This is a genomic window from bacterium, from assembly GCA_019695335.1.
GTDB lineage: Bacteria > CLD3 > CLD3 > SB21 > SB21 > JABWBZ01.
In genome coordinates, this window is sequence record JAIBAF010000003.1 from 71,870 (window position 1) to 95,698 (window position 23,829).

General features: G+C 38.5%; 19 protein-coding genes. 11 read left to right on the forward strand and 8 right to left on the reverse strand.

Annotated elements, in window-relative coordinates; all coding sequences use genetic code 11:
- Positions 1–91 precede the first annotated feature (91 nt).
- The 4 genes from dcd (at position 92) to tyrS (ending at position 4,573) form a co-directional block, all read left to right on the forward strand.
- The gene (gene dcd / locus K1X84_01455) at positions 92–649 is read left to right on the forward strand and encodes a dCTP deaminase (protein MBX7150277.1); all 558 of its coding nucleotides are present in this window, start codon (positions 92–94) and stop codon (positions 647–649) included.
- A gap of 275 nt (positions 650–924) precedes the next feature.
- A complete protein-coding gene (locus K1X84_01460; protein MBX7150278.1) occupies positions 925–2,214 on the forward strand; it encodes a response regulator in 1,290 nt (429 codons plus the stop codon).
- Positions 2,211–3,347, forward strand: a complete 1,137-nt coding sequence (locus K1X84_01465; protein ID MBX7150279.1) for a response regulator — start codon at positions 2,211–2,213, stop codon at positions 3,345–3,347. Before K1X84_01460 ends, K1X84_01465 begins: the two co-directional genes overlap by 4 nt.
- A 14-nt stretch (positions 3,348–3,361) precedes the next feature.
- Positions 3,362–4,573, forward strand: coding sequence for a tyrosine--tRNA ligase (tyrS, locus tag K1X84_01470; protein MBX7150280.1), 1,212 nt, complete (start codon positions 3,362–3,364; stop codon positions 4,571–4,573).
- A 3-nt stretch (positions 4,574–4,576) separates the two neighbouring features.
- Here tyrS and pssA read toward each other — a convergent pair whose 3' ends face one another.
- Genes pssA through mtnA form a run of 6 tightly spaced genes read right to left on the reverse strand, consistent with a single transcriptional unit; the run spans position 4,577 to position 10,723 of the window.
- Positions 4,577–5,323, reverse strand: a complete 747-nt coding sequence (gene pssA, locus K1X84_01475; protein MBX7150281.1) for a CDP-diacylglycerol--serine O-phosphatidyltransferase — start codon at positions 5,321–5,323, stop codon at positions 4,577–4,579.
- A 3-nt stretch (positions 5,324–5,326) separates the two neighbouring features.
- Entirely contained in the window at positions 5,327–6,052 is a 726-nt protein-coding gene (locus tag K1X84_01480; protein ID MBX7150282.1) for a phosphatidylserine decarboxylase family protein, read from the reverse strand.
- Between the two features lie 30 nt (positions 6,053–6,082).
- On the reverse strand, positions 6,083–6,838 hold the full coding sequence (locus tag K1X84_01485; GenBank protein ID MBX7150283.1) for a phosphoribosylaminoimidazolesuccinocarboxamide synthase: 756 nt from the start codon (positions 6,836–6,838) through the stop codon (positions 6,083–6,085).
- A gap of 35 nt (positions 6,839–6,873) precedes the next feature.
- Positions 6,874–8,169, reverse strand: a complete 1,296-nt coding sequence (gene purB, locus K1X84_01490; protein ID MBX7150284.1) for an adenylosuccinate lyase — start codon at positions 8,167–8,169, stop codon at positions 6,874–6,876.
- Positions 8,170–8,176: 7 nt separating this feature from the next.
- Positions 8,177–9,664, reverse strand: coding sequence for a tetratricopeptide repeat protein (locus K1X84_01495; protein ID MBX7150285.1), 1,488 nt, complete (start codon positions 9,662–9,664; stop codon positions 8,177–8,179).
- A 27-nt stretch (positions 9,665–9,691) separates the two neighbouring features.
- The gene (mtnA, locus tag K1X84_01500) at positions 9,692–10,723 is read right to left on the reverse strand and encodes an S-methyl-5-thioribose-1-phosphate isomerase (protein ID MBX7150286.1); all 1,032 of its coding nucleotides are present in this window, start codon (positions 10,721–10,723) and stop codon (positions 9,692–9,694) included.
- Between the two features lie 227 nt (positions 10,724–10,950).
- Here mtnA and K1X84_01505 point away from each other — a divergent pair, with 227 nt between their 5' ends.
- From K1X84_01505 to K1X84_01525, 5 genes are all read left to right on the forward strand, one after another.
- Complete coding sequence (locus tag K1X84_01505) at positions 10,951–13,116, forward strand: GWxTD domain-containing protein (protein ID MBX7150287.1); 2,166 nt, start codon at positions 10,951–10,953, stop codon at positions 13,114–13,116.
- Positions 13,116–14,033: a hypothetical protein gene (locus K1X84_01510; GenBank protein MBX7150288.1), complete on the forward strand. Its 918-nt coding sequence runs from the start codon at positions 13,116–13,118 to the stop codon at positions 14,031–14,033. Before K1X84_01505 ends, K1X84_01510 begins: the two co-directional genes overlap by 1 nt.
- 14 nt (positions 14,034–14,047) lie before the next feature.
- On the forward strand, positions 14,048–14,509 hold the full coding sequence (gene ribE / locus K1X84_01515; GenBank protein MBX7150289.1) for a 6,7-dimethyl-8-ribityllumazine synthase: 462 nt from the start codon (positions 14,048–14,050) through the stop codon (positions 14,507–14,509).
- A 65-nt stretch (positions 14,510–14,574) separates the two neighbouring features.
- Positions 14,575–16,275, forward strand: coding sequence for a DNA repair protein RecN (gene recN / locus K1X84_01520; GenBank protein MBX7150290.1), 1,701 nt, complete (start codon positions 14,575–14,577; stop codon positions 16,273–16,275).
- Between the two features lie 56 nt (positions 16,276–16,331).
- Positions 16,332–16,955 carry a DUF1684 domain-containing protein gene (locus K1X84_01525; GenBank protein MBX7150291.1) on the forward strand — a complete coding sequence of 208 codons (624 nt, stop codon included), beginning with the start codon at positions 16,332–16,334 and terminating at the stop codon, positions 16,953–16,955.
- Here the strand turns inward: K1X84_01525 and K1X84_01530 are convergent.
- The gene (locus K1X84_01530; GenBank protein ID MBX7150292.1) at positions 16,952–18,199 is read right to left on the reverse strand and encodes an acetate kinase; all 1,248 of its coding nucleotides are present in this window, start codon (positions 18,197–18,199) and stop codon (positions 16,952–16,954) included. The two genes, K1X84_01525 and K1X84_01530, sit on opposite strands and share 4 nt — an antisense overlap.
- 28 nt (positions 18,200–18,227) lie before the next feature.
- The gene (locus K1X84_01535; protein ID MBX7150293.1) at positions 18,228–19,439 is read right to left on the reverse strand and encodes an RtcB family protein; all 1,212 of its coding nucleotides are present in this window, start codon (positions 19,437–19,439) and stop codon (positions 18,228–18,230) included.
- A gap of 135 nt (positions 19,440–19,574) precedes the next feature.
- Between K1X84_01535 and K1X84_01540 the strand changes: the two genes are divergently transcribed.
- Both K1X84_01540 and alaS read left to right on the forward strand, forming a co-directional pair.
- Positions 19,575–21,011, forward strand: coding sequence for a HAMP domain-containing histidine kinase (locus tag K1X84_01540; GenBank protein ID MBX7150294.1), 1,437 nt, complete (start codon positions 19,575–19,577; stop codon positions 21,009–21,011).
- A gap of 95 nt (positions 21,012–21,106) precedes the next feature.
- On the forward strand, positions 21,107–23,710 hold the full coding sequence (gene alaS / locus K1X84_01545; GenBank protein MBX7150295.1) for an alanine--tRNA ligase: 2,604 nt from the start codon (positions 21,107–21,109) through the stop codon (positions 23,708–23,710).
- The last annotated feature ends 119 nt before the right edge of the window (positions 23,711–23,829 follow it).

Consider the following 23,829-nt stretch of genomic DNA (forward strand, 5'->3'; position numbering starts at 1 on the left):
TTGGAGGTGTGTTTGCCTATATTTTTTTAATTCGAACATTTTACAAATTCTAGACTAAGAATACCAATAAAAATCTTACCTATGGAATTTTATGATCTTAACTGATGCTCAAATACTTTCGGAAATGGAGAAAAAAAGGATCCTTATCGAACCGTTTCGACGTGAATGCCTTGGCTCTAACAGTTATGATGTTCATCTCGGAAAGCATCTCGCTGTATATGAAGACGATGTTCTGGATTGCAAAAAAGATAATGCCATTCGGCATTTTGAAATTCCGGAAGACGGTTTTTTGTTATTGCCTACCAAACTTTATCTGGGCGTGACCGAAGAATACACCGAAACTCACGCTCATGTTCCTTTTTTGGAAGGAAAATCCAGTATTGGAAGATTGGGAATTGATATTCATGCTACAGCTGGAAAGGGCGATGTTGGCTATTGCAATACTTGGACGCTTGAAATTTCGGTCCGCCAGCCGGTAAAAATATATGCCGGAATGCCCATTGGCCAATTAATCTATTTTGAAGTATCCGGCAATATTGAAATGCCATATAACCGAAAAGATTCTGCTAAATACAATGAACGTACTGTGAAACCGATCAGCTCTAGGATGTTCAGGAATTTTAACCCACAATCCAACCGATGGAAGTAATAACATAGAACAGCTCTGCTATGCCGTTATCCAGCCAAATTTTTGTTCCGCTTTTCCGTGCATTAATTTCCCTTGAAAGTCAGAACTCTTTTTTAAAACTATTTGCTACTTCGTTATTTGAAAATATACCAGCCGAAGAACTGAGCGTGATAACATCAAGTTCTCATTCATCTTTTCACAGAACTTGGTGCGCCTGCTCTGGTCCATCCGGAATTATTGAGAACTATGATCGTGTAATCATAGAACAGAACAATAATTTTTATAAAACAGTCCTTTTGAAAGCAGAAACTTTTCAAAAAAAACTTGAAGATAACGCGTTTCCGTGGTCGGTTTTTTCACGAAACGATCATTCTACTTTTGTATGTTTTCCTGTCACATCGCATGATTCAATAATCGGATCTCTCAATGTTGGCAGAACCAAACCTAATTTTAGCGATTCAGAACTTTATTTGATTCAGGCTTATACCGATTTGTTATCTCTGGCTTTACTCATTCATAAATTTAAAGACGATTATCAAGCCCTCAATGATAAGCTGCAAGCTATTGAAAAAGAAACAAAAGAAAGCAAGGAGCGGTTCACTCAAACCGGTAACAACTTGGATGCGTGTAAATCAATGTTGCACCATTTCCACGAGATGTTAAACGTACTGAATCATAATTCTTCACACATTTCCAAATCTATTCTTCAATCCTTACTGGTTATTTCTGATTCGATGAGTATTTCATTAAGTTCTTTGACTGCAGGGTCAGAGTTTCACGAAAAAAATGGAATGGCTGACTGTAAGAAATTGATCAAGGAACTCAGCGATAATTTGAATGTGGATATTAAATCCGAGAATTTTTTTTCATTTCTTTTACCGGTCAATTATGACGTATTGCTTCAGTCGTTGACAACTATATTAAACCAATTAAAGAAAAGCGGATCAATCAGACTTAGTGTATTCGTTCAAAATAATCAGTCACATTTTTGTATGACTACAGGAACAAGCGCTCCGGATTATTTACTCCAGCAAGATTGTCATTCAATAGCTTCTGACATTGATGATCCGCTCATTCTGACAGAAATTATAAAATTACGTTTAATAAGCGCCAAAATAAAATCGAATAAAAAAGGAGACATCCTTGATTTGGACGTCGCCTTTGACATAGTACCTCATCCGGAACAAGTAGCTATGACGGAACAAACAGTTGCTGGTGATAATCAAATTTTAATTGTCGACGATGATGATGCATTACGTGAATTGCTTGCCGATATTCTGGAATCCAGAGGATATCATGTTATTGCATCGGCGGATGGTTTTAAAGCTCTTGAATTGATACAGCAGGAAAAGATTTCGTTGGTGATTTCTGATTTTGAAATGCCCAAAATTAACGGCGTTGAACTTGCCAAACAGATTAAAGCTCTTAAACCTAATCTTCCAATTGCTATTATTACAGGATGGGGAAATGATTTGAAAGAAAATTCGTCTTATTTTGATCAAATCCTTGCAAAACCATTTAATCTTACCGAAGTGCTAAAAATGGTTGAGAATTGTTTATCGATTAATCCAACGGACCGCCCATGATACTATCGCGTTCTATTTTAATAGTCGACGACGAAGAAAAAGTCATCGATGTCTTAAAAAAAACTTTCGAAGATGATTATACTGTTTACACTTCACGCGGTGGAATAGAGGGGCTCAGTCAACTTAGAGAACATTCTGTCCAGGTGATTATTACAGATGAACGTATGCCTAAAATGAGCGGGATGCAGTTCTTAAAAGAGGCTCAAACAATCAACCCTCGTACTGTAAATATCATATTAACCGCTTATACGGATATTACCGTCGCTATCGATGCGATCAATAGCGGCAATGTGTACAGGTACATAATAAAACCTTGGGATACCGAGGAATTACGTTTAACTGTTCGTCAGGCTTTTGAATTATATTATCTTCAGACTGAAAATAAATCGTTGACGGACGAACTGCTTCAAAAAAATAAAATGCTGGAAAGTAAAATTATCGAACTCAAAACTGCTCAAGAAAAGTTATTACGCACTGAAAAATTCATGACTATAGGGCAACTCACAGCCAGCATTGGGCACGAGTTAAAAAATCCTCTATCACGGATCAAGTCATCGGCGGCCGTTCTTCAATCGGAAATTAATGAAGCATCGGATGAAGTAAGGGAATTATTGCGAATTATTGATAACGAAGTAATGATTTCGACAAAAATCATTAACGATTTATTGGATTTTTCCCGTGAACGTCAAGCTATTCTAAACAAAACGAATTTGGATAAAGTTATTGATCAAACTTTGCAACGCTTAAAAATCCCGTCATACATCACTATTGAAAAAAATACCGGTAGTGACATACCTGATTTATTTTTGGATGAGGGTCAAATCCAACAAATCTTAGTGAACGTTCTTCTTAATGCAATTCAAGCAATGGACGAAAATGGGGGAAAGCTATATATTCGGACATCTGTCAATGCTGATAAAGTACAATTGTCCATTAAAGATACCGGGTGCGGAATGAATGCCGAGCAGATTAAAAAAATATTTGAACCGCTTTATACGACTAAGCCCAAAGGCATTGGATTGGGAATGTCGGTTGTCAAAATGCTGCTGGATAAACATAATGCAGAAATCAAGGTCGAAAGTAGAGAAAATATCGGTACGACCGTTACAATTTTATTTCCAATGCAAAATTAACGATCGGAGACTTCATGTTCAAACCTGTTACTGAACAGCTTGCTATCATCAAGCGTGGAGCTGTGGATATCATACCGGAAGAGGATCTCGTTAAGAAGCTTGAAAGGTCATACAGTCAAAATAAACCTCTCAAAATTAAATTAGGATGTGATCCTTCTAAGCCTGATTTACATATTGGCCACGCGGTTGTATTGCGAAAATTGGCTCAATTTCAGGAACTCGGACATACGGCTATTTTGGTAATTGGAGATTTTACGGGCATGATTGGAGATCCAAGCGGCAAAAATAAAACACGTCCACCCCTTACCATTGAAGAAACCCGGGAAAACGGTAAATCATATTTCGAGCAAGCTTCCAAGATTTTGCATAAAGAGAAGACGCAAATCGTATATAACTCCGATTGGCTTGGGAAAATGTCATTTGCCGATGTGGTTAAACTGACAAGCAAATATACTGTTGCAAGAATTCTTGAACGCGATGATTTCGAAAAAAGATATCATAATAATGAACCGATCAGTTTGCACGAATTTCTTTATCCAATGGCCCAGGCGATGGATTCCGTTGCTTTGGAAGCAGATGTTGAATTAGGCGGTACTGATCAACGATTTAATTTGTTGGTTGGAAGAGATATTCAGAGGGAATTTAATCAAGAGCCTCAGGTGATATTAACTATGCCTGTTTTAGAAGGTACGGATGGCGTTCAGAAGATGAGCAAGTCTTTGAATAATTATATCGGATTTACCGATCCTGCTAAAGAAATGTTTGGGAAAGTGATGTCCATCCCGGATACTATGATCTATAAATATTTTGAATTAGCCACTACTGTTTCACTCAACGAGCTGGATACAATTAAAACTGAATTGTCGGATGTTAAAACTAATCCTTCATTGTTAAAACGGCGATTGGCGCGCGAAATTATCACAATTTATTATTCACAAAAAGCGGCTGAAGATGCCGAGGCAGAATTTGACCTGATATTTAAGAATAAAAGTATCCCCGATGAAATACCGCTTTTCAAGGTACAATCTGACGACTTTTCGTTGGTTAAACTGCTCACTGAATCTAAATTGGTCGACTCAGGTAATGAAGCGCGACGCCAAATTCAACAAGGCGCCGTTAGTATCAACAATGAAAAAGTCAAAGATGAAAAATTAATTGTTCGTTTGGATGGAGCCGTAGTCATTAAGGTAGGGAAGCGAAAGTTTCTAAAAGTGGTGAAAGCCTGACAATCACTCGATAGCCGGAATATCAGTGATATCTTCGCCGTCGTCGTGGTGTTTAAACAAATCGATCAAAGCCCTCAACAATCCGGTCAATATAAATACCATCATTGCGGGAAAAATTAATTTAGCAGGAAAAAGAATCAAAAATGGCGTTGCTACGATCATGATCAAAAGTTTAATGGTATCTTGATGTTTTCTGAATGAAAAATTAGGCATTGCATCATAGCGAATTTTACTGACCATCAGCGCAGAAACTAATACGGTAATCCCCACCAGCACTTCTTTGTGATTAATTCCTCCAAACAATGAAAATTCAAACATGACAAAAGCGGCCAAGGATATGGCTGACGATGGAATCGGGAGCCCTTTAAAAAAACTGTCTTTTTCATGAATATCGGCCAGCTGTGAGTTGAAGCGCGCCAATCGAATTCCGCCAAATACAAGCGGGAGAAAGCTAATGAGAATACCTGCAGCGCCCCAAGGCTCAAAATACGCTTTGTAAATCAAAATAGCCGGTGCAAAACCAAACGACGAAACATCTGCCAGCGAATCGAGTTCGACTCCGAATTCTGAACTTGATTTGACTAACCGGGCGACTTTTCCATCCAAAACATCCATCACGGAGGCTATAACAATCAGCCATGCTGCCATTACGTAGTCTTCATGAATGGAATGAATAACCGATAAAAATCCTGCAAGCAAATTGAGAGAAGTGACGAGAGATGGCAAATGCCGTTTGGGGGAACGTTTCAAGCGTCAAACCTCGGCTTTTTCTTTGACAGATTTCGCAAGAGAATTTGTATTAAAACCGCCATCGCCGTTGGATGCGTTGGTATGGATAATTCCAATAACCGATGTACCACCGATAACCCGATCGCCAACTTTTAACTTTATTTCAACATTTTTCGGCACTATAACGTCGACACGTGATCCAAATTTGATAATTCCAAAACGGTCTCCTTTAACGACGCGTTCATTTTCACGTGGAATACATACGATACGTCGTGCCAGCAAGCCCGCAATTTGTTTGAATAGGATTTTACACTGTGGGGATTGTATTCCAATGATCGTTTGTTCATTAAGACGAGACGCGGTTTCCTTAAAAGCTGCCAGAAATTGGCCCTTCATGTATTCAAAATATTTTACGGTACCGGAGACTGGAATTCGATTGACATGTACGTTAAAAACCGATAAAAAAATACTGATTTGGATGGCTTCATCTTTTAAAAACTTATTTTCCCGAACGGGTTGAATCAATACGACACGGCCGTCAGCAGGGGAAACAATTACGTTTTCGTCTTCAGGAATTGTTCTATCCGGATCTCTGAAAAAATATATTATCAATGCTTCAATGGCCAAAAGAGGTATCATCACACTGTAAGTCAGTGTAGGTTTTTGAAGGAAGAATAGTAAAATAAAAGTTACTATCACAACTGAACTTACGATGGCAATGGTCGCATACCCTTCTTTAGAAACTCTCAAAATTTTCTCCTCACATTGATGAAAAAAATATTAAGTGCGATTTTTTTCTTCTTTATTCTTTGGATGTATTAATTTTTGTTTAATTTCCGCATAGAGCTTACCAACTTCAGTTTCTTTACCATGTGCGATTTCTTTTTCAATTTTTCTATCAGAAGTGACTTCCCATAAACGAACGGTGTCCAGACTGATCTCATCCGCAAGATAAATATTATTTCGTGAACGTCCAAATTCTAATTTGAAATCAACTAGTTTAAAATTCCTTCTTTCAAAGAAGTTTCTCAAAACGGCATTGACTTTGGCTGCAAGCCGCTGAATTGTCCGGACTTCATCTTGATTGGAATAGCCAAAGGCGTACAAGTGATATTCATTGATCATCGGGTTGCCAAGTTTGTCATTCTTAAAATAAAATTCTATGACAGGTGCGGGTAAGACCTGGCCTTCATCGAGTTTATAATTTTTCGCAAAACTTCCGGCTGCAATATTGCGGATAACCACGTTGATAGGAATGATATCGACTCTTTTTACCACGCAGCTTTTTTCATCAAGTCGGCCTACGTAGTGATTAGGAATATGATAGCTGTCCAAAAACTGAAAAACATGCGAGGATACTTCATTATTGATTTGCGATTTTCCGCGCACTTTAATGATTTTTTTTCCATCCGGTACAACCAAGTCATTCTTATATTCCATGAACAGATAATCTGGATTATTCGTTTGGTAAAGCTTTTTAGTTTTACCATCAAGGAATAATGACTCTTTTTCGAGTTTTTTAATATTGACTTCCAAGGTTGCCTCCTGCCAATCCGGTTTCAGTTGGAAAATTAGTTAAGACCTACGCGTTTAAATAAATAATCAACGTGAACTATACTCTGCTGAAGATCAAAACAGCGATCGATTTCTGCGAGGGATAAAACGTTTTTAACTTTTTCATGATTGACGATCAATGTTCTGAAGTCATCGTTTTCATTCTCCCATACACGCATGGCACAGGATTGAACGGTCTTGTAGGCATCTTCACGGAGCATACCTTTACGGGTCAGTGCAAGGAGTACCGGTTGACTAAAGATAAGTCCTCGGGTTCGATGGATGTTCTTCAACATATTTTCAGGATAAACGATCAGTGAATCCATAATATCAATAAATTGACCCAGCATATAATCGAGTAGAGTAGTACTGTCGGCAATGATTACCCGTTCAACGGAAGAATGCGTAATATCTCGTTCGTGCCATAATGCTACATTCTCAATAGCGGCCAAAGCGTTCGCTCGAATAATTCTGGCAAGCCCGGCGACGCGTTCACTGCGAATTGGATTCCTCTTATGCGGCATTGCCGACGAGCCCTTTTGCCCTTTTGAAAAATATTCTTCAGCTTCCAGAATTTCCGTTCGTTGTAAATTCCGGATTTCCGTGGCAAATTTTTCAAGCGACGCCGCTAATAATGCCAGGGTCATCATAAATTCCGCATGTAGATCTCTGGGCACAACTTGTGTGGAATTAATAGGGCGTAATTTTAAAATACGTGCTGTAATTTCTTCGACTTTAGGATCTAAATGTTCAAATGTACCAACAGCACCGGATATTTTTGCTACGGATATATTGGCTACAGATCTCTGAAGGCGATCGAGGTTTCGATTGATTTCATCGTACCATAATGCCAGTTTCAAACCAAATGTAACCGGTTCGGCGTGAACGCCGTGTGTACGTCCGATGCAGGGCGTTAACTTAAATTCTTGAGCGCGTCGGGCAATTACATTGCGCAGTTTTTCAAAGCTATCTATTAACTGTTGTCCGGCTTCACGCATTAATAACGAAAGGGAAGTATCCAGCACATCATTGGAAGTCATGCCTAAATGAATGTACCGTGAGTCGTCACCGACGTGTTCGGCCACATTCGTCAAAAAAGCGATTACATCGTGCTTGACTTCGCCTTCGATTTGCAGAACACGGTCCACATCAAAAGCGGCATTACTTTTGATCGTTTGCAGAGCTTTTTGTGGTATTGCACCTAATTCCGTCTGAGCCTCGCACACAGCCAATTCAACTTCCAACCATTTCTGAAATTTATTTTCGTCAGACCATATCTTCTTAAAAATCGGTCGTGTATAACGGTCAATCATAAATTCATTATTTCAGTTTGCTGAAATTCTCCATCGCTTTTTGCGCTTCCGCCTTCATTTGCAAATTGGTATAAGCGACTAACAATAAATTCCATGCATTTTTATGATCATTTTTCAACTCAACAGTTTTTTTCAAAAACGGCAACGATTTTTCAAAGAAAGGCTTTTGCAACTTGACCTTTTCTTTGTTTTCCAAATTATATCCTAAATCACCCTGAAGCTGTGCAATATAGGTATAGCATTTTCCAATTCGGTAATTATATTCCAATTGGTCAACTGCAGTAGGTAAGTTTAGTTCAAGAACACGGAGAGCTTCTTCTAAATTTTTAATTACATTTTCGATTTGTGGTTTGAGTGCGTCAGTCACTTTTTTCATATCGGCTTTATCACCACCCATTTTCTCAATAGTAGAACTGCGCTCACGCGAGTATACAGTGTAGGTTTCATCCGCAACCTGGTAATTTGATTCAACATCATCCGGTTTCAGTCGTTTGATGGTCTTAAACTCATCCAGGGCTTTATCCATTTCTTTTCTGAGAATGTATAAACGGGCCAAGTTAAAATGGAGATCGGCATTATTTGGATCGGATTTAATGGCTTCCTGATAAACTTTCAAAGCTTCATCGGGCTTATTCATAACGTCAAGAATAAATGCCTTTTGGGCAATTAGTTGTGTTTTAAGCACAATAGAGGCACTGTCAGTTACTTGAACCTGCAAAGCTTTGTCAATCCACTCTAATGATTTTTCCTGATTTTTTGCCTGATCGTATAACATATAGATATTGTAATAAATCGACAGATTATTTTTATCAATCTCAGTTAGCTTTTCCAGATTGGCTAACGCTTTATTGCGCAATTCGTCTTTTTGTGCTTCGTCTTTTTCATTGTTCAGCAATTGAAAATAACAATTGACAATCGTTCCGTAGACACCGGCCGCATAGCTTTGTTCATTAATGAAAACTTTCGGATCCCATGACAAAATAGTTTCAAATTTTGAAATGGCATCGTTGATCAATAATTTCATGCTGTCCGGATTCACCGCAGCCATCTTTTGAGCTTCATTGAACGCACGATTGGCTTTATTAAAAGTTTTCAGTTTCATGTCATTAAGGGCAGCTTTAATGGAAAAAAGAGGCGTTCCACCGGATAATTTTTCTTCTTTATCCCAATATTTCTTGCCAAAACTTAAAGCGTTTTGAAATGCTTCAAATGCTTTAGAAAATTCGTTTTGGCGATAATATACATTGCCTAAATAGAAATACGTTTCCTCTTTATCTTTTTCTTTTGTATCACGAATAACATTGTTATTGAGTAAAAGATCAATTGCTTGTTGAAGTTGGGCGTCTTTTTCGGATGGTTTAGCTTCCGAGTTAATAAGTCTTTGTTTTACGCCATTGATCACAGCGGAATGGGTGAGTTTTTGAGCATAAGAAACTTGAAATCCTATCATCAATAATATGATCAACCATCCTATTTTCGCAGGAAATAAACGCATATAGAGCCTCCAAATGATATAATGATGTTAGTTATTGCGAACGTCTGAGAAATTGTAACGAGGGCCTTTATAAATTTGTTTTTCAGTAATAATCGCAGAAATAAGCTCTGCGGGAGTCACATCAAAAGCTGGATTGTAAACCGTAGTTTCCAATGGAGCAACGCTCCGTCCAAAGCCATTCGTAATTTCTTCCGCAGGTCTTTCTTCGATTACGATTGTCTTTCCGCTTGTTATTTTTGTGTCAATGGTCGATGATGGAGCTGCAATATAAAAAGGAATTTTATGTTTTTCACATAAAACAGCCAATGTATAAGTACCGATTTTATTGGCCGTATCGCCATTCATCGCGATACGATCTGCTCCAACAATGACACAATCAACTTTTTTTTGCTGCATTAGATAACCAGCCATGTTGTCACAGACTAACGTATGAGGGATGCCCTCTTTTTTTAACTCCCACGCTGTTAGACGCGCACCTTGCAAAAGCGGTCTAGTCTCATCAACATAAACATGAATATTTTTGCCTTTGTTATGAGCCGTAACCAAAACACCTAGTGCGGTGCCAAATCCACCTGTTGCCAAACCGCCAGTATTACAATGCGTGAGAACGGAAGCTGAATCACGGATAAGCTGTTCGCCATGGTTTCCTACAGCTATACACATGGATATATCATTTTCTAAAATATTCATAGCTTCACTCGATATCAATTCAATGCATTTGGTTACAGATTCTGATGAATCCTTTACAATATTCATTATCCGTTCCACGCCCCACTTCAAGTTAACGGCAGTTGGCCTAGAGTCAATGAGACGTTTAGAAGTGTATATCAATTGAGATTTAAAATGTGGATAACTTGCATTTTTTAAACTATTGGAGACGAGATATAGTCCAAAGGCACCCGCAATCCCAAGCGCCGGAGCACCGCGCACACGAAGTTTCTGAATAGCTTCAATTAGCTGATCAATTGTTGTTAAGTCAATATATTTTTCTTCAATCGGTAAAGAAGATTGATCTAAAATACGAATGCAATTGTCAATCCAACGAATAGTTTCGACCATTTACAGGTTAACTTATAAATTCATAAAAAACAATAAAGACAAAATGTTGAGTAATATATTCAATGGAGCGTAAAAAATCAAGTTCATTCTATCCTCCAAAACATTTATTTCCATGCTTTTGTTTATCGTAAATGAATAACAAAGGATAGATTGCATCATGTAAATAATTTATGATTGCATTTGAACAATACTGGATATATATTCAAAAAAATAAAGAGGAGTCTATAATGAACACGCAAGTAAAGGGGGGAGTGGTTTGTTTTTTCATAATGGTGCTCATTGTCACTAATAGCCATTCATTAATGAGCCAAAAGCAGCTTGATACTCAAGATTCATCATTGATTTCATTGAAAAACGCTGCAGTTTTAGAATTAAAAAGTTATGAAGAACTTACTGGTGCTTTAAAATTTCTTGCAAAGTTGTTTGGAGATAAGTTAAAAAATGCAGATAAAAACCTTAAAATTGTTTTAGAAAAGAACTCTGAAGATATTGAAGGCTTGTTTTTAAAAGGTATTCTTCTGCGATTTAAAGGTGATTTAGATGAATCTGAAAATTTATTTAAACGAGTGATTTCCAAGGATGATCGTTATGTGGCTTTTGATTTTCCCAATGTCTGGCTTCAATTAGGGTATCTTTATAAAGAGGAAAAAAAATATGAATTGGCTGTGGATGCCTTTAAGCAGGGCGCAATCATTAATCTACAAGATACATGGCCTCTGATTGAATTATCGTTAGTTTTTATTGAAATGAATCGTCCAGAAGAAGCCAGTGAGGCTTTCAATGCAGGGCTGAATGAGATTAAAAATATTAAATTAATTAATAAATTATTCATTGATGTGCAAGATATAGCAACGAAATTTGAGTTGGCTCAATGGGATAGTTTAAATTCAGACAATGAGAAACTCCAATTTCTAAAAACCTTTTGGAAGAAGAGGGACCCCAATCCAATCGATCCCGTCAATCAGAGATTGATCGAGCATTATAAACGCTTGACTTATGCCCGTCAAAGTTATGGACGTCCTTTGAAACCATGGTATGATGATCGAGGATTGGTTTATGTAAGATTAGGTAAACCAGATCGTGTTTATTTTGGTAAACCAAAACAAGATGTTAGAGAGAATGAGTCTTGGTTGTACGATAATATCAAGGCTGGATTGCACTTTGATTTCGTTGAGTTTAACGGTAATTATGAGTTAAGATCTTTATTGGACGCAGCTGAAAAATCGGCTAGTATGGAAGAAATCATCAGTATCTTTGAAGAACGTTCAATGTTGCATTCCTATTATCAGGAAATGTACCAAAAAATAAGGACACAGGCCGATGTACAAAGAGGACGAGCTGAGGAACAACTAAATAACTTTTCTTATGGTGGTGGCGGGAATTTAAACTCAGCTTTTGAAAGGCTTGAACAATCGCAAATGGGGGTTCAATTTCTTGGAAATAATACTTATCAACAGGATTATATCGGTAATCAGGTATTTGCTCAGCAGAATCAACATTTTGTTTTTGATTTTGGCGCGCCACATTTGCCGATGAATGTCAATTTTGCATCCTTTAAAGGATCAACAAAGAACTCACGTCTCGAATTTTATTTTATCGTTCCTTTCGAAAAACTCAGTTTTATACCCGATAAAAATCAGTTCGAAAAATACTCATCAAATTTAAAACTAAACCTCAAGATATATGACACTAAATACAATGAGATTACATCGACCGAACGCGAAGTGACCGTTAATTCAAATGCAACGGAATTAAAAACTCATTTTTATTTAGATCAGATCGAACATGAACTCTCGCCTGGCAAATATGTCATGGCCGTTGAGGTACGGAATAATGAAAAAGATCGTGTTGGGATTTATCAGTTCGTAGTGTCAGTTCGAGATTATAGCGCCGATACTCTGACGGTAAGCGATATTGAGTTAGCCCAGTATGTTGACAATACTCTGGTAAAAGATAAATTTGTAAAACCACAAAGTACCTTAAAAGTAGTTCCTAATCCTGCCGCAGGAATCCTAAAAAATAAACCTCTAACCGTTTATTATGAGGTTTACAATCTCACGGTGAACAACGAAGGCAAAAGTTCATACCAGGTTTCTTATTCAATCAAAATGCTCGATACCGATCAAAGCTTTTTAAGTTCAATCGCTGGTATTTTTTCTTCAAGCAAAGATGCTTCCACAACGTCCGTTACAGTGAAAGAAGGTAAATCGACTTCCGAAAAAGAATATATTGGATTTGACATCAGTGAATTGCCTAAAGGTGTCGCTAGACTAGAAATTAAAGTAAAAGATTTATTATCCAATAAAGAAACGGTCAGTGGCATCAACTTGACAATTGTTGAAGACGAAAAAGCCACTTCTATTTCCAAATCGAATGAAGAAAATCAAAATTAATGAAAATTTTATTTTCGATAGGTTGGTTTTTGTACATTAGTTTTAACGTTTATGGGGGCGATGAAAAATCAGATTCTCCAACGACATTTTTTGTAGCCGGAGAATCATTTTCAACTCAATTGTGGTATAACGTTTACAACTTACAAACCTCATCGAGCGTAGTATCAACTCAGCCAAAATCAGTAAAGGCAGCTCTTGGACTCTCGCTGTTATTTCCGGGTGCAGGAGAAATTTATGCCGAAAATGGACGTGAAAGTCTAATTAAAGGCGCTGCATTTGCTGCAATCGAAATTACAGGCTGGCTGCTTTATTTTCACTATAAGGATAAGGGAAATTCTCTTGAGAAGAAATATAAGCGTTATGCTGATGAAAATTGGGATATCAACGATTATCTTGATTTTCTGGAGCGAACTTTATCCAACTATGATGCCGGAGAATTAGGACGTTGGAATGGCAATTATGTCAACGGCCAATTTGATGGTATTGATTTCGATAAATTAGTAGCAGCTGAAAATGAATGGCATGAATTGACCAATGGAGCCCATTCGATACCTCATTCAAAAACCCAGCAATATTATGAAATGATTTACAAATATCCTGTTCAATTTGGTCAGGGATGGTCGGATGCCGATCCCAATGCTATTACCGCTGAAGGTTTGTCAGGATATGATTATACTAACCTAACTTCCAATATGCTGTACTACCGTGGACTGCGAAACAGAAGTAATTCCAACTTGCAGAACGCCACAACTATGACCAGTCTTTTTCTGGCTAATCGTTTTCTAAGTATGATCGATGCAGTCTGGACAGTCAAACGCAAAAACAAAGAATCAAAAGTGGAAATAGGATTTCGCGTCAGGAACGGTTGGATCAATGAGCAATTCGTGATGATGCCGACGGTACAATTTACTTTCTAACTTTAAGGTGTTTTATGACGATCGAAGGAAATTACTCAGCCGCGAATCATAAATTTGCAATTATAGTAAGCCGATTCAATAATTTCATCACTGATAAGCTCTTAGAAGGCGCTATCGATTGTATTACACGTCATGATGGCACGGCCGATAAAATTGATATCATCAAAGTACCCGGTTCATTTGAAATTCCAGTAACAGCGCATAAGATCGCTCTCTCAAAAAAATACGATGCCATCATATGTCTGGGAGCCGTTATTCGTGGACAGACATCGCATTTTGATTATGTTGCAGGCGAGGCGGCGAAAGGCGTGGGTCAAGTGGGTTTGTTGACAGGAATCCCGACAATTTTTGGAATTCTTACGACGGATTCCATCGAAGAAGCAATCGAAAGGGCAGGCACTAAGAGCGGTAACAAAGGCTGGGATGCAGCTTTGTCGGCGATAGAAATGGCCAACCTTTTCAAAAAATTGTCATAGATTTTATTCATTTTCTTTGTAAATTCTCACCGAAATTTTTCCATCCTTCAGCTTTCTGTCGAGCAATGCTAACATTGTTGTACATAAAAAATTTTGCGCTTATTGAAGAAGCGGAAATAACTTTTGAAAACGGATTAAACATCATTACCGGCGAGACAGGTGCCGGAAAATCGATTTTAATCGGCGCTTTATCGTTGATTTTAGGCGAACGGGCGAGTACAGACTCTATTCGAACCGGTTCAGAGCGTGCAATCATTGAAGGTCATTTTCAAATTACAAAAAATGCCAAGCTAAAAAAATTCATACGCGAACAGGATATTGAGATTTCAGATGACTCCATCGTGCTTCGGAGGGAAATTTCGGCTAAAGGACAAAGCCGTTGTTTTGTCAATGATAATTTGATCACCAATAGCGTTTTAAATTCAATCGGAGACCTTTTGGTTGATCTCCACGGCCAACATGAGCATCAATACTTACTTCGCCAGGAAGTACATATTGACATTCTGGATGAATTTGCCCGCCTGGAAGTTTCAGCGAATGAAGTTGCGGATCAGTACAAGAAAATCTCAGACCTCAATAAGAAAATTCAGGAAATCAGCTCTCAAAAAGAATCCTATAAAGAAAAGCATGAGATTTATTCTCATCAGTTAAAAGAAATTACAGATGTAGCGCCTGAACCAAACGAGGATGAACAATTGCTGCAGGAAGAAAAGATATCAGGTAATTCTGAAAGACTATTTGAACTGACGAAAAAAATTTTTGATATCTTATATGAAGCCGAAAATGCAATGATTGGTAATCTGGCAAGTATCGAAAATGATTTTAACGAACTCAAATCCATTGACAGCAAATTTTCAGACGTTGCAGAACAATTTCAAACAGCCAAAATTACTATTGAAGAAACTGCCCGTTGGATAGGTGATTACAATCATCATATAAGCTTTGATCCGGAAAGATTGGAAGCTATTCGTGAACGATTATCTAAAATTCAAAGATTAAAGAAGAAATACGGATCAATTGAAGATGTTCTTTTGAAAAAAACGGAATTGGAAGAACAGATCAACCTATCGGAAAATTTTGACGCCGAATTACAGAAACTAATGCAACAACTCCAAAAAGACGTTCAACTTTATATCGAAAAAGCTTTAGACATTTCCCAAGCACGCAAAAAAGCCGCAAATAAATTAGAAAAGCTTGTGGTTGATGAAATGAAAAAGCTTGGAATGGAAAACGCTGTATTTAATGTTCACATTGATACAATTACCGATTCTCAAAGTATTGTAAAGATAAAAGGGGAACCCATCAAAGCAACTTCTAAAGGGATCGATCATGTTGAATTTTTCTTGAGCACCAATTTAGGAGAAAATCCTAAACCTTTAATAAAAGTTGCATCCGGCGGGGAAATTTCGAGAATTATGTTAAGTTTGAAAACGGCATTGGCAGAATCGGATCAAATTCCTACCCTCATATTCGATGAAATCGATGTCGGAATATCGGGAAGAGTTGCCCAATCGGTCGGTAAAGCTTTATATGCGCTGGCTCAATCCCACCAGACCATTTGTATAACGCATCTGCCACAAATCGCCAGTATGTCTCAATGTCATTTCTCAGTTCATAAATCCACTCATGGTAACAAAACGCAGACCCGTATCACTAAATTGAACGCTGAACAGAAAATTCATGAAGTAGCTAAGCTTCTAGGCGGGGAAACAGTAACTGAAGCAACTTTGGAAAATGCCAGAGAGTTGGTTGATGCTGTAAAGTAATTACTCTACATCAATTTTTTAATATTTTTAGAATTATCATGATCCAGTTAAAGTTTTTGTTTAAAAACCTGAAGTTATTGATTCAACCAATAATTCTATGCATTGCAATTCTGATTGGATGTCAGAAGGTAATGACGACTGTGCCACCTACTGAAATTGAAGATCTTTTAAAAAGACGTACCGAGAAAGACGCCTATTTTTTAGGCGCGGAATCGCCGTTAAGTGACAGTCTAAAAAAACATTTTCACGGATTGAATTATTTCCCCGAAGATTCTACATATCGTTTTTGGATTAAACTGAATAAATATGACAACCCCCGTGAGCTTGAAATGTTGACGTCAAAGGGAAAACGAAAACACTATATTGAATACGGCTATTTTGAATTTGAGTTAAACGGAACTGTCAATCGGCTGAATGTGTTTAAGGCCAACCCTCCTATTGAAGGCCATGAAAATTATCTGTTCATTCCTTTTAAAGATGCAACTACGGGAAAAGAAACATACGATGCAGGTCGTTATTTGGATTTAGAAGAAAAGCCCGATGATAGGTACGTTTTGGATTTTAATCTGGCCTATAATCCGTGGTGTGCATACAGTAATAACTACAACTGTCCTTACCCTCCTAAAGAAAACCTACTTTCAATTGAGATCCGCGCCGGTGAAAAGCGTTTTGAACATTAGTTTTGTTTGTTCTTTTCTATGCACCGTACGGTGTCGCGAGCGATTAAAAGTTCTTCATTTGTCGGGATCACCCAAAGTGTAACTTTTGATTCGGATGCAGAGAATTTGCCTTCTTTTCCGGCATTGAGATTCTTATTGGCATTTTGATCCGGTTTCACTCCAAACCAATCCAGGCCTTCACATATTTTTTGACGTATCCTGTCTGAATTTTCACCGATGCCGCCCGTAAAAACTATCCCATCAATCCCGCCCATTGTTGCTGCATATGCGCCAATGTATTTTCTGACACGATAACAGAAAATTTCAATGGCGAGTTTTGCACGGCGATCATCATGTTCATCGGCTTCAGCTATTAATTCTCGCATATCATTAGTTAAACCCGAAATACCCAAAAGCCCCGATTGTTTGTTAAAAATTGTTTCGACCTCGGCAAGCGAATAACCTTCTTTCAATGTTAAAAATTGAATGATTGCCGGATCCAAATCACCGGATCGTGTACCCATAACCAATCCCTCAAGCGGCGTCATACCCATGGATGTATCAAAAGATTTTCCGTTTTTAATCGCACAAATCGAACAGCCATTTCCAAGATGCAATGTGATGAGATTAACTTTGTCTTTTTCAATGTGATTGATAGTGCGGTAGCGATAGGCGACGTACCGGTGAGAAGTACCGTGAAATCCATAGCGACGTATTTTATAACGGCGATACAATTGGTAGGGAATGGCGTACAGATATGCATAATCGGGAATTGTATGATGAAATGCCGTATCAAATACTGCAACTTGCTTGATACCTTTACCGAAAATTTCCTGAACGGCATAGATGCCTTTCAGATTCGCTGGATTGTGTAATGGAGCCAGTTCAATACAATCTTCAATTTCTCTGATCACAGCATCGTCGAGCAAAACCGATGCGGTTAAAGTTTCACCTCCGTGAACGACTCTATGCCCGACGGCGTGGATATCGGTGAGGGATTTGATCGTACTGAGATTAGCTTCTTTTGAAACGATCCACTTGATAATTTTGTCGACGGCGATTTTATGATCGCGGATTGGAGCGGTTTGTTTATAAGTTGCTTCCGTCTCATGAACACGAAATGTAATAATTGATTCACTGCCTATCCGATCAATTAAACCGGAAGCGATTTTCCGATCGGCATTTTTTTCGATAAGCTCTAGATTCGTTTCGATAACTTGAAATTTCACCGAAGAACTACCCGTATTCAATACAAGAATATTCATAACTCACCCGTAGGATTTTATTGTAGGACTAGTCTTTATAAGGATCAAACACATCTTCACCGGCCATAGCTACACCGATGGGGCGAAGAACATATAAAATTTTGATAGAATTCTGGTGTTCATTGAGGACTTCATTCAATCGTCGGTAGCAATGGGGAGATTCATCTACACCGGCGCCGCGTAACTCCACGCCTTTTTCTTTAATCCACGAAAGCATCATACCATCGCTTACTTCACCGCCACTGCGCACACGGTGGCCTCTTTTGTTTTTGTGCCATTTACCGGCAGCAGCGCGACGGCTCATGACACGGCCGGCCCCATGCACCGTCGAATAAAATGATAACTGGCTTTCCTGATGTTCAATTCCTTCAATAATAACCGAATTATCGCCCATAGAACCGCCAATAAAGCCTTTTTGACCGGGAAATGCCGGCGTTGCGCCTTTACGTACGACAATTAGTTTCTCGCCATTATGGCTTTCTTCCCATGCGAAATTATGGTGATTATGAATTTGTTCGAGTGGCTTTGCGCCAAGAATTTTTAAAACCCGATCACACACCCAATCGCGTCCGGCATAAGCATAACGTCCCGCAAGTTCCATACATTGCCAATAATCCTGGCCGAGCTGTGACCGCAAATCGAGAACAGTTGCCGGTGCATCCATATTTTCACCACGAGGTGAATCTTCAAATTTCCTTCCGTGCGCGAGATTCATAAAACCTGTTGCAATTCTGTGTCCTAAACCTCTCGATCCAAAATGATCAGCTACCCAAATCTGATCGTCTTGGTCCACCAAAATATCGATAAAATGATTGCCGCTACCAACCGTTCCTAATTGGGCTTCAGCCAGACTTCTAAACTTCTTGAGATAAGGAATTTCACGCCAGACAGGCAAGTCAAACAACGGATCATCGACTTTTTCTTCATTCACCCTGCCAATTCCAAAACTGATTCGACTGAATATCTCATCCATGATGGATTTGATATTATGACGAATATCACTGTGCGTCAGATCAGTTTTAATTGCTTTGTTTCCACAGGAAATGTCATAACCGACGCCCGATGGAGATACTTTGTTACGGTACGCCACAACGCCGCCGATCGGCATTGAATAACCTTTATGATGATCGGCCATCAAAGCTGCGCCGGCAACACTCTCATCTTTGGCGCACGTCAGAATTTGTCTTAAGGCGTTTTCATCAGGAGTGTTCCAGACAGGTATTTTATTAATAATTTTCATTGTATTTTTTTCAATCAAAAGAAAATACGCAATTAATCTTTGAAATACAATCGGGCGCATGCTGGTAAACTCTCAACTTGATTAAATAATGAACCAGACATATCTTGTTATTAATAATAATCTAACGAGTACTACGTGAATATTTCCTTTATAGACAACTTGATTCATTATAATGTGCATGAGATTGATGCATTTTATAAAGAGACACCCGATGCAGTTGAAGAATTTACAGTACAACAAAATCGATTAAATTTACGCAATGCTATAGTCTTTATCTGGATAGTAATTATCAGCCAAATGATTGTGGGTATAGGGAGATTGGTCGGTGAGTGGGGATTTCCATACTATAATACTGCCTTGATTGGATTGTGTTTCTTGCTGTTGTGGCTTATTCGGGTTCCTTTTTTTATAAAAAACATTACTAACGTTGCTTTGATCCTTTTTTGCAGTTGGGCAATTACTTTTCCTTTTTTTATTATTCGATTGGGTGGATATAATGCGCCCACATATCCAATTTATTGGCTGATGATCGTCTATATTCTTGTATTTTTTTATTTTTCAATTAAGCATTATCTCTTGTTGTTCGGAATTATTTTTCTGTCAAACATATCGATTTTTTTTCTGCACGCTGATTTCTCATTGGACGAATTTTTATACAGACAAGTTGTAATGTTATTGTTCGTTTCAGTCGGAATTGCCGGATCCTACATCAATGTTCATTTGCGAAAAAAAGATTTTTACAATCAATTTGTTCTCAAAAGTCAGAAGCAGCAATTACAGACAGCATATAAGCAACTGGAAGAAAAAGAACTTCAATTGATTCAATCTGAAAAAATGGCTTCGTTGGGGAAAATGACGGCAGGATTAGCTCATGAAATCAACAATCCATTGGGGTTTATACATGGTAATCTACAAACAATCAACGACTATCTGAACGATATTAAAAAGCTTTTGGAGCTTTATGAACGACCTGGAAGCCGGAATGAAATCGAGGAATTTAAAAAAAGCATTCAATACGATTTTTTGCTAGACGATTTACATAAAACTGTTGAATCGTGTGAACGAGGATCTTCCAGAATCGCGACTATCGTAAATAATTTAAAAAGCTTTTCACGACTTGATGAAGCCGAACAAAAAAAAGCTAATGTTGCTGACTGTGTTGAATCAGCATTGAACCAGGCATTAAGTAAAGATGCGGGAATAAAAATTTCCCGTAATTTTGACAAATTGCCTGAAATAGAATGTTATCCTTCACAATTGAATCAGGCTTTTTTTGCATTAATTCAAAATGCTGTTGATGCAATAGGTTCGGCTGAAAACGGGCAAATTATACTTAAAGGATCTCTTGATAAGGATCGCCTTGTTATTGAAATTTCGGACAACGGCTTCGGAATTCCTGATGGCATACGTGAAAAAATATTTGATCCATTCTTCACGACCAAAAGCGTTGGCAAAGGCACGGGATTGGGTTTGTCAATGGCTTACGGCATTATCCAAAGACATCAGGGTCAAATCCACTTTACAAGTGTCACCGGAAAAGGGACTTCTTTTTTTGTAGAACTGCCTGTTTGAAGCTTTTACAGCCTGTTTTCAATTTGATTTAAGAGTTTTTCTTCTCTATATTAGCGCCATTCAAGTTCATTATATCTTAATTTGGAGAACATTCCTTGCCAGGCGCAACTTCACAACAAATTCGTTCTGATTTTATCAAATTTTTTGAAAAACATGGGCACAAATTCGTAACGTCCAGTTCCGTTGTACCATTAGATGATCCGACCTTATTATTTACCAATGCCGGAATGAATCAGTTTAAGCCGATTTTTCTCGGTTCTACAAAATCCGACTATACGCGTGCGGTTAATTCACAAAAATGTATTCGTGTCAGTGGAAAACATAATGACTTGGAAGAAGTTGGCCACGATACGTATCACCACACTTTTTTTGAGATGCTGGGTAATTGGTCATTCGGAGACTATTATAAAAAAGAAGCGATTACTTGGGCGTGGGAACTTTTTACTAAAGAGTGGGGATTACCCAAAGAGCGGCTCTATGCAACCGTTTACAAGGATGATACGGAAGCGGAAGAGCTTTGGAAACAGGTAACCGATATCAATCCATCCCATGTGATGCGGTTTGGCGAAAAGGATAATTTCTGGGAAATGGGTGAAACCGGGCCGTGCGGCCCATGCTCGGAAATTCATATTGATCTTACTCCGAATGGAGATGGCGGTAGACTAGTGAATGCCGGCTCATCGGATGTCATCGAATTATGGAACTTGGTCTTTATACAATACAACCGTAATGCCGATCGTAGCTTGACACCATTACCATCGAAGCATGTAGATACAGGCGCCGGATTTGAGCGCGTAGTGCGAGTTCTGCAGAATAAACAGTCCAACTATGATATTGACATATTTACCGATATCATTCACGGCATTGAATCACGCACTAAAAAATCGTACGAGACAGCCGTTACACAGCCGTCGTTTCGCGTTATTGCTGATCATCTTAGAATGTTGACTTTTTCAATTACGGATGGCGCCGTACCGGGCAATGATGGACGCGGATATGTATTACGTCGAATTCTGCGACGCGCTTCGATGTACGGACGCAAATTGGATATGCGCGAACCTTTTATACATGATCTTGTAAAATACGTCGTACAATCAATGGGCGATGCTTTTCCGGAAATTAAATCCCGCCAATCCTTTGTAGAAAAAGTAATTAAAACTGAAGAAGAAAATTTTAATCGTACACTGGATAGAGGAATCGAAGTTTTCGAAGATGTTGTCCGGCAGGTGGAGAAAAAAGGCTTCAAAATGATTGCGGGCGACGATGTATTTAAATTATATGATACTTACGGCTTTCCATTCGATTTAACACGCGTCATGGCTGCGGAAAGAGGATTAAGCGTTGATGAAAATCAGTTTACCGAAGCAATGACGAAACAAAAAGAACGTTCACGCGAGGAAGGCAAAAAGAAATTCGTTGCAGCCGACATTAAATGGAAACAAGTCAATCAGGATGTTAAAACTAAATTCCTTGGTTACGATACATTGGCTTCAGAAGCACACCTGATCAAGTACCATCGCGATGGACATCAATTACAATTAATATTAGATCAGACGCCGTTTTATGCAGAATCGGGAGGACAAGTTGGAGACAAAGGCGTGATTGAATTCAATGGCACAAAATTGGAAGTGTGGGATACTCAAAAAATAAACGATGTGACTATTCATTTCGTTGATGATCCGGAAGATTTGAACATTGAAAATTATTCGGCTGTACAGTTAAAAGTATTACCAGAGCACAGGAATCCTACGATCAAAAACCATTCGGCGACGCATCTTTTACACGCAGCGTTGCGCTCTGTATTGGGAGATCATGTGCACCAAGCCGGAAGCGTTGTCGAACCTAGCCGCTTGCGGTTTGACTTTTCACATTTTGAAAAGCTTTCGGTCGAACAAATCGAGCAGATTGAGCGAATTGTTAATCAAAAAATTCGTGAAAACATCCCGTTACAGCATCATCGGAATATTCCGATTAGTCAAGCCAAACAAATGGGAGCGTTATCATTTTTCGGCGATAAATATGGCGAATGGGTTAATGTCGTACAATTTGGGGAATTTAGTAAAGAATTCTGTGGTGGAACCCATGTGCCATCAACCGGTTTTATAGGCTTTTTCAAAATAATATCCGAATCAAGTATTGCATCGGGAGTACGCCGAATTGAGGCGGTGACCGGAGAATTAGCAGAAAAAATGATCCATGAGGCTTTAGAAATTTCTGACAAATTGCAAGCTTTACTGACCTGTAAATCGAATGAGATTATTGATCGCGTAGGCCATTTGATTACCGAACGAAAAAATCTTGAAAAAGAATTAGGACAAGTGAATCTAAAAATAGCGGCATTGGAGATCGATACTTTGATCAAAAATGCACGCGAAATCAACGGTTTCAAAGTCGTCTCAGAGAAAGTCGATTTGCCGCAAGGGGTTGAACTTAAATCGATGGGAGACAGTCTTCGTGAAAAACTGAAATCCGGCGTGGGGGTTCTAGCCGCATCAAACAACGGAAATATTGCTTTCGTGTGTGTAGTTACTGACGATCTGATCAAATCGAAAAATTTGAACGCCGGTAACTTAATCAAAGAAATTGCCAAAATAGCCGGTGGAAGCGGCGGGGGACGTCCACATCTGGCAACGGCCGGAGGAAAAGAAGTCGATAAGCTGAAAGAAGCTTTGAATAAATTATTTGAGCTAGTGAAATAGTTACTGAAACAATTATTATGAAAACTAAAAAAAATAAAATCGAAAAAACAAAAGCCCACACGACAAAAGATTCAGCTGTTGTAAAAATCTCTTCAAAAGGTCGCGTAAAAAAACTCATA

Bases quoted from the DNA above. Each gene is read 5' to 3' on its own strand.
- dcd (MBX7150277.1), top strand. From the start codon at position 92: ATGATCTTAACTGATGCTCAAATACTTTCGGAAATGGAGAAAAAAAGG.
- K1X84_01465 (MBX7150279.1), top strand. From the start codon at position 2,211: ATGATACTATCGCGTTCTATTTTAATAGTCGACGACGAAGAAAAAGTC.
- tyrS (MBX7150280.1), top strand. From the start codon at position 3,362: ATGTTCAAACCTGTTACTGAACAGCTTGCTATCATCAAGCGTGGAGCT.
- purB (MBX7150284.1), bottom strand. From the start codon at position 8,169: ATGATTGACCGTTATACACGACCGATTTTTAAGAAGATATGGTCTGAC.
- K1X84_01495 (MBX7150285.1), bottom strand. From the start codon at position 9,664: ATGCGTTTATTTCCTGCGAAAATAGGATGGTTGATCATATTATTGATG.
- mtnA (MBX7150286.1), bottom strand. From the start codon at position 10,723: ATGGTCGAAACTATTCGTTGGATTGACAATTGCATTCGTATTTTAGAT.
- K1X84_01505 (MBX7150287.1), top strand. From the start codon at position 10,951: ATGAACACGCAAGTAAAGGGGGGAGTGGTTTGTTTTTTCATAATGGTG.
- K1X84_01510 (MBX7150288.1), top strand. From the start codon at position 13,116: ATGAAAATTTTATTTTCGATAGGTTGGTTTTTGTACATTAGTTTTAAC.
- ribE (MBX7150289.1), top strand. From the start codon at position 14,048: ATGACGATCGAAGGAAATTACTCAGCCGCGAATCATAAATTTGCAATT.
- recN (MBX7150290.1), top strand. From the start codon at position 14,575: ATGCTAACATTGTTGTACATAAAAAATTTTGCGCTTATTGAAGAAGCG.
- K1X84_01530 (MBX7150292.1), bottom strand. From the start codon at position 18,199: ATGAATATTCTTGTATTGAATACGGGTAGTTCTTCGGTGAAATTTCAA.
- K1X84_01535 (MBX7150293.1), bottom strand. From the start codon at position 19,439: ATGAAAATTATTAATAAAATACCTGTCTGGAACACTCCTGATGAAAAC.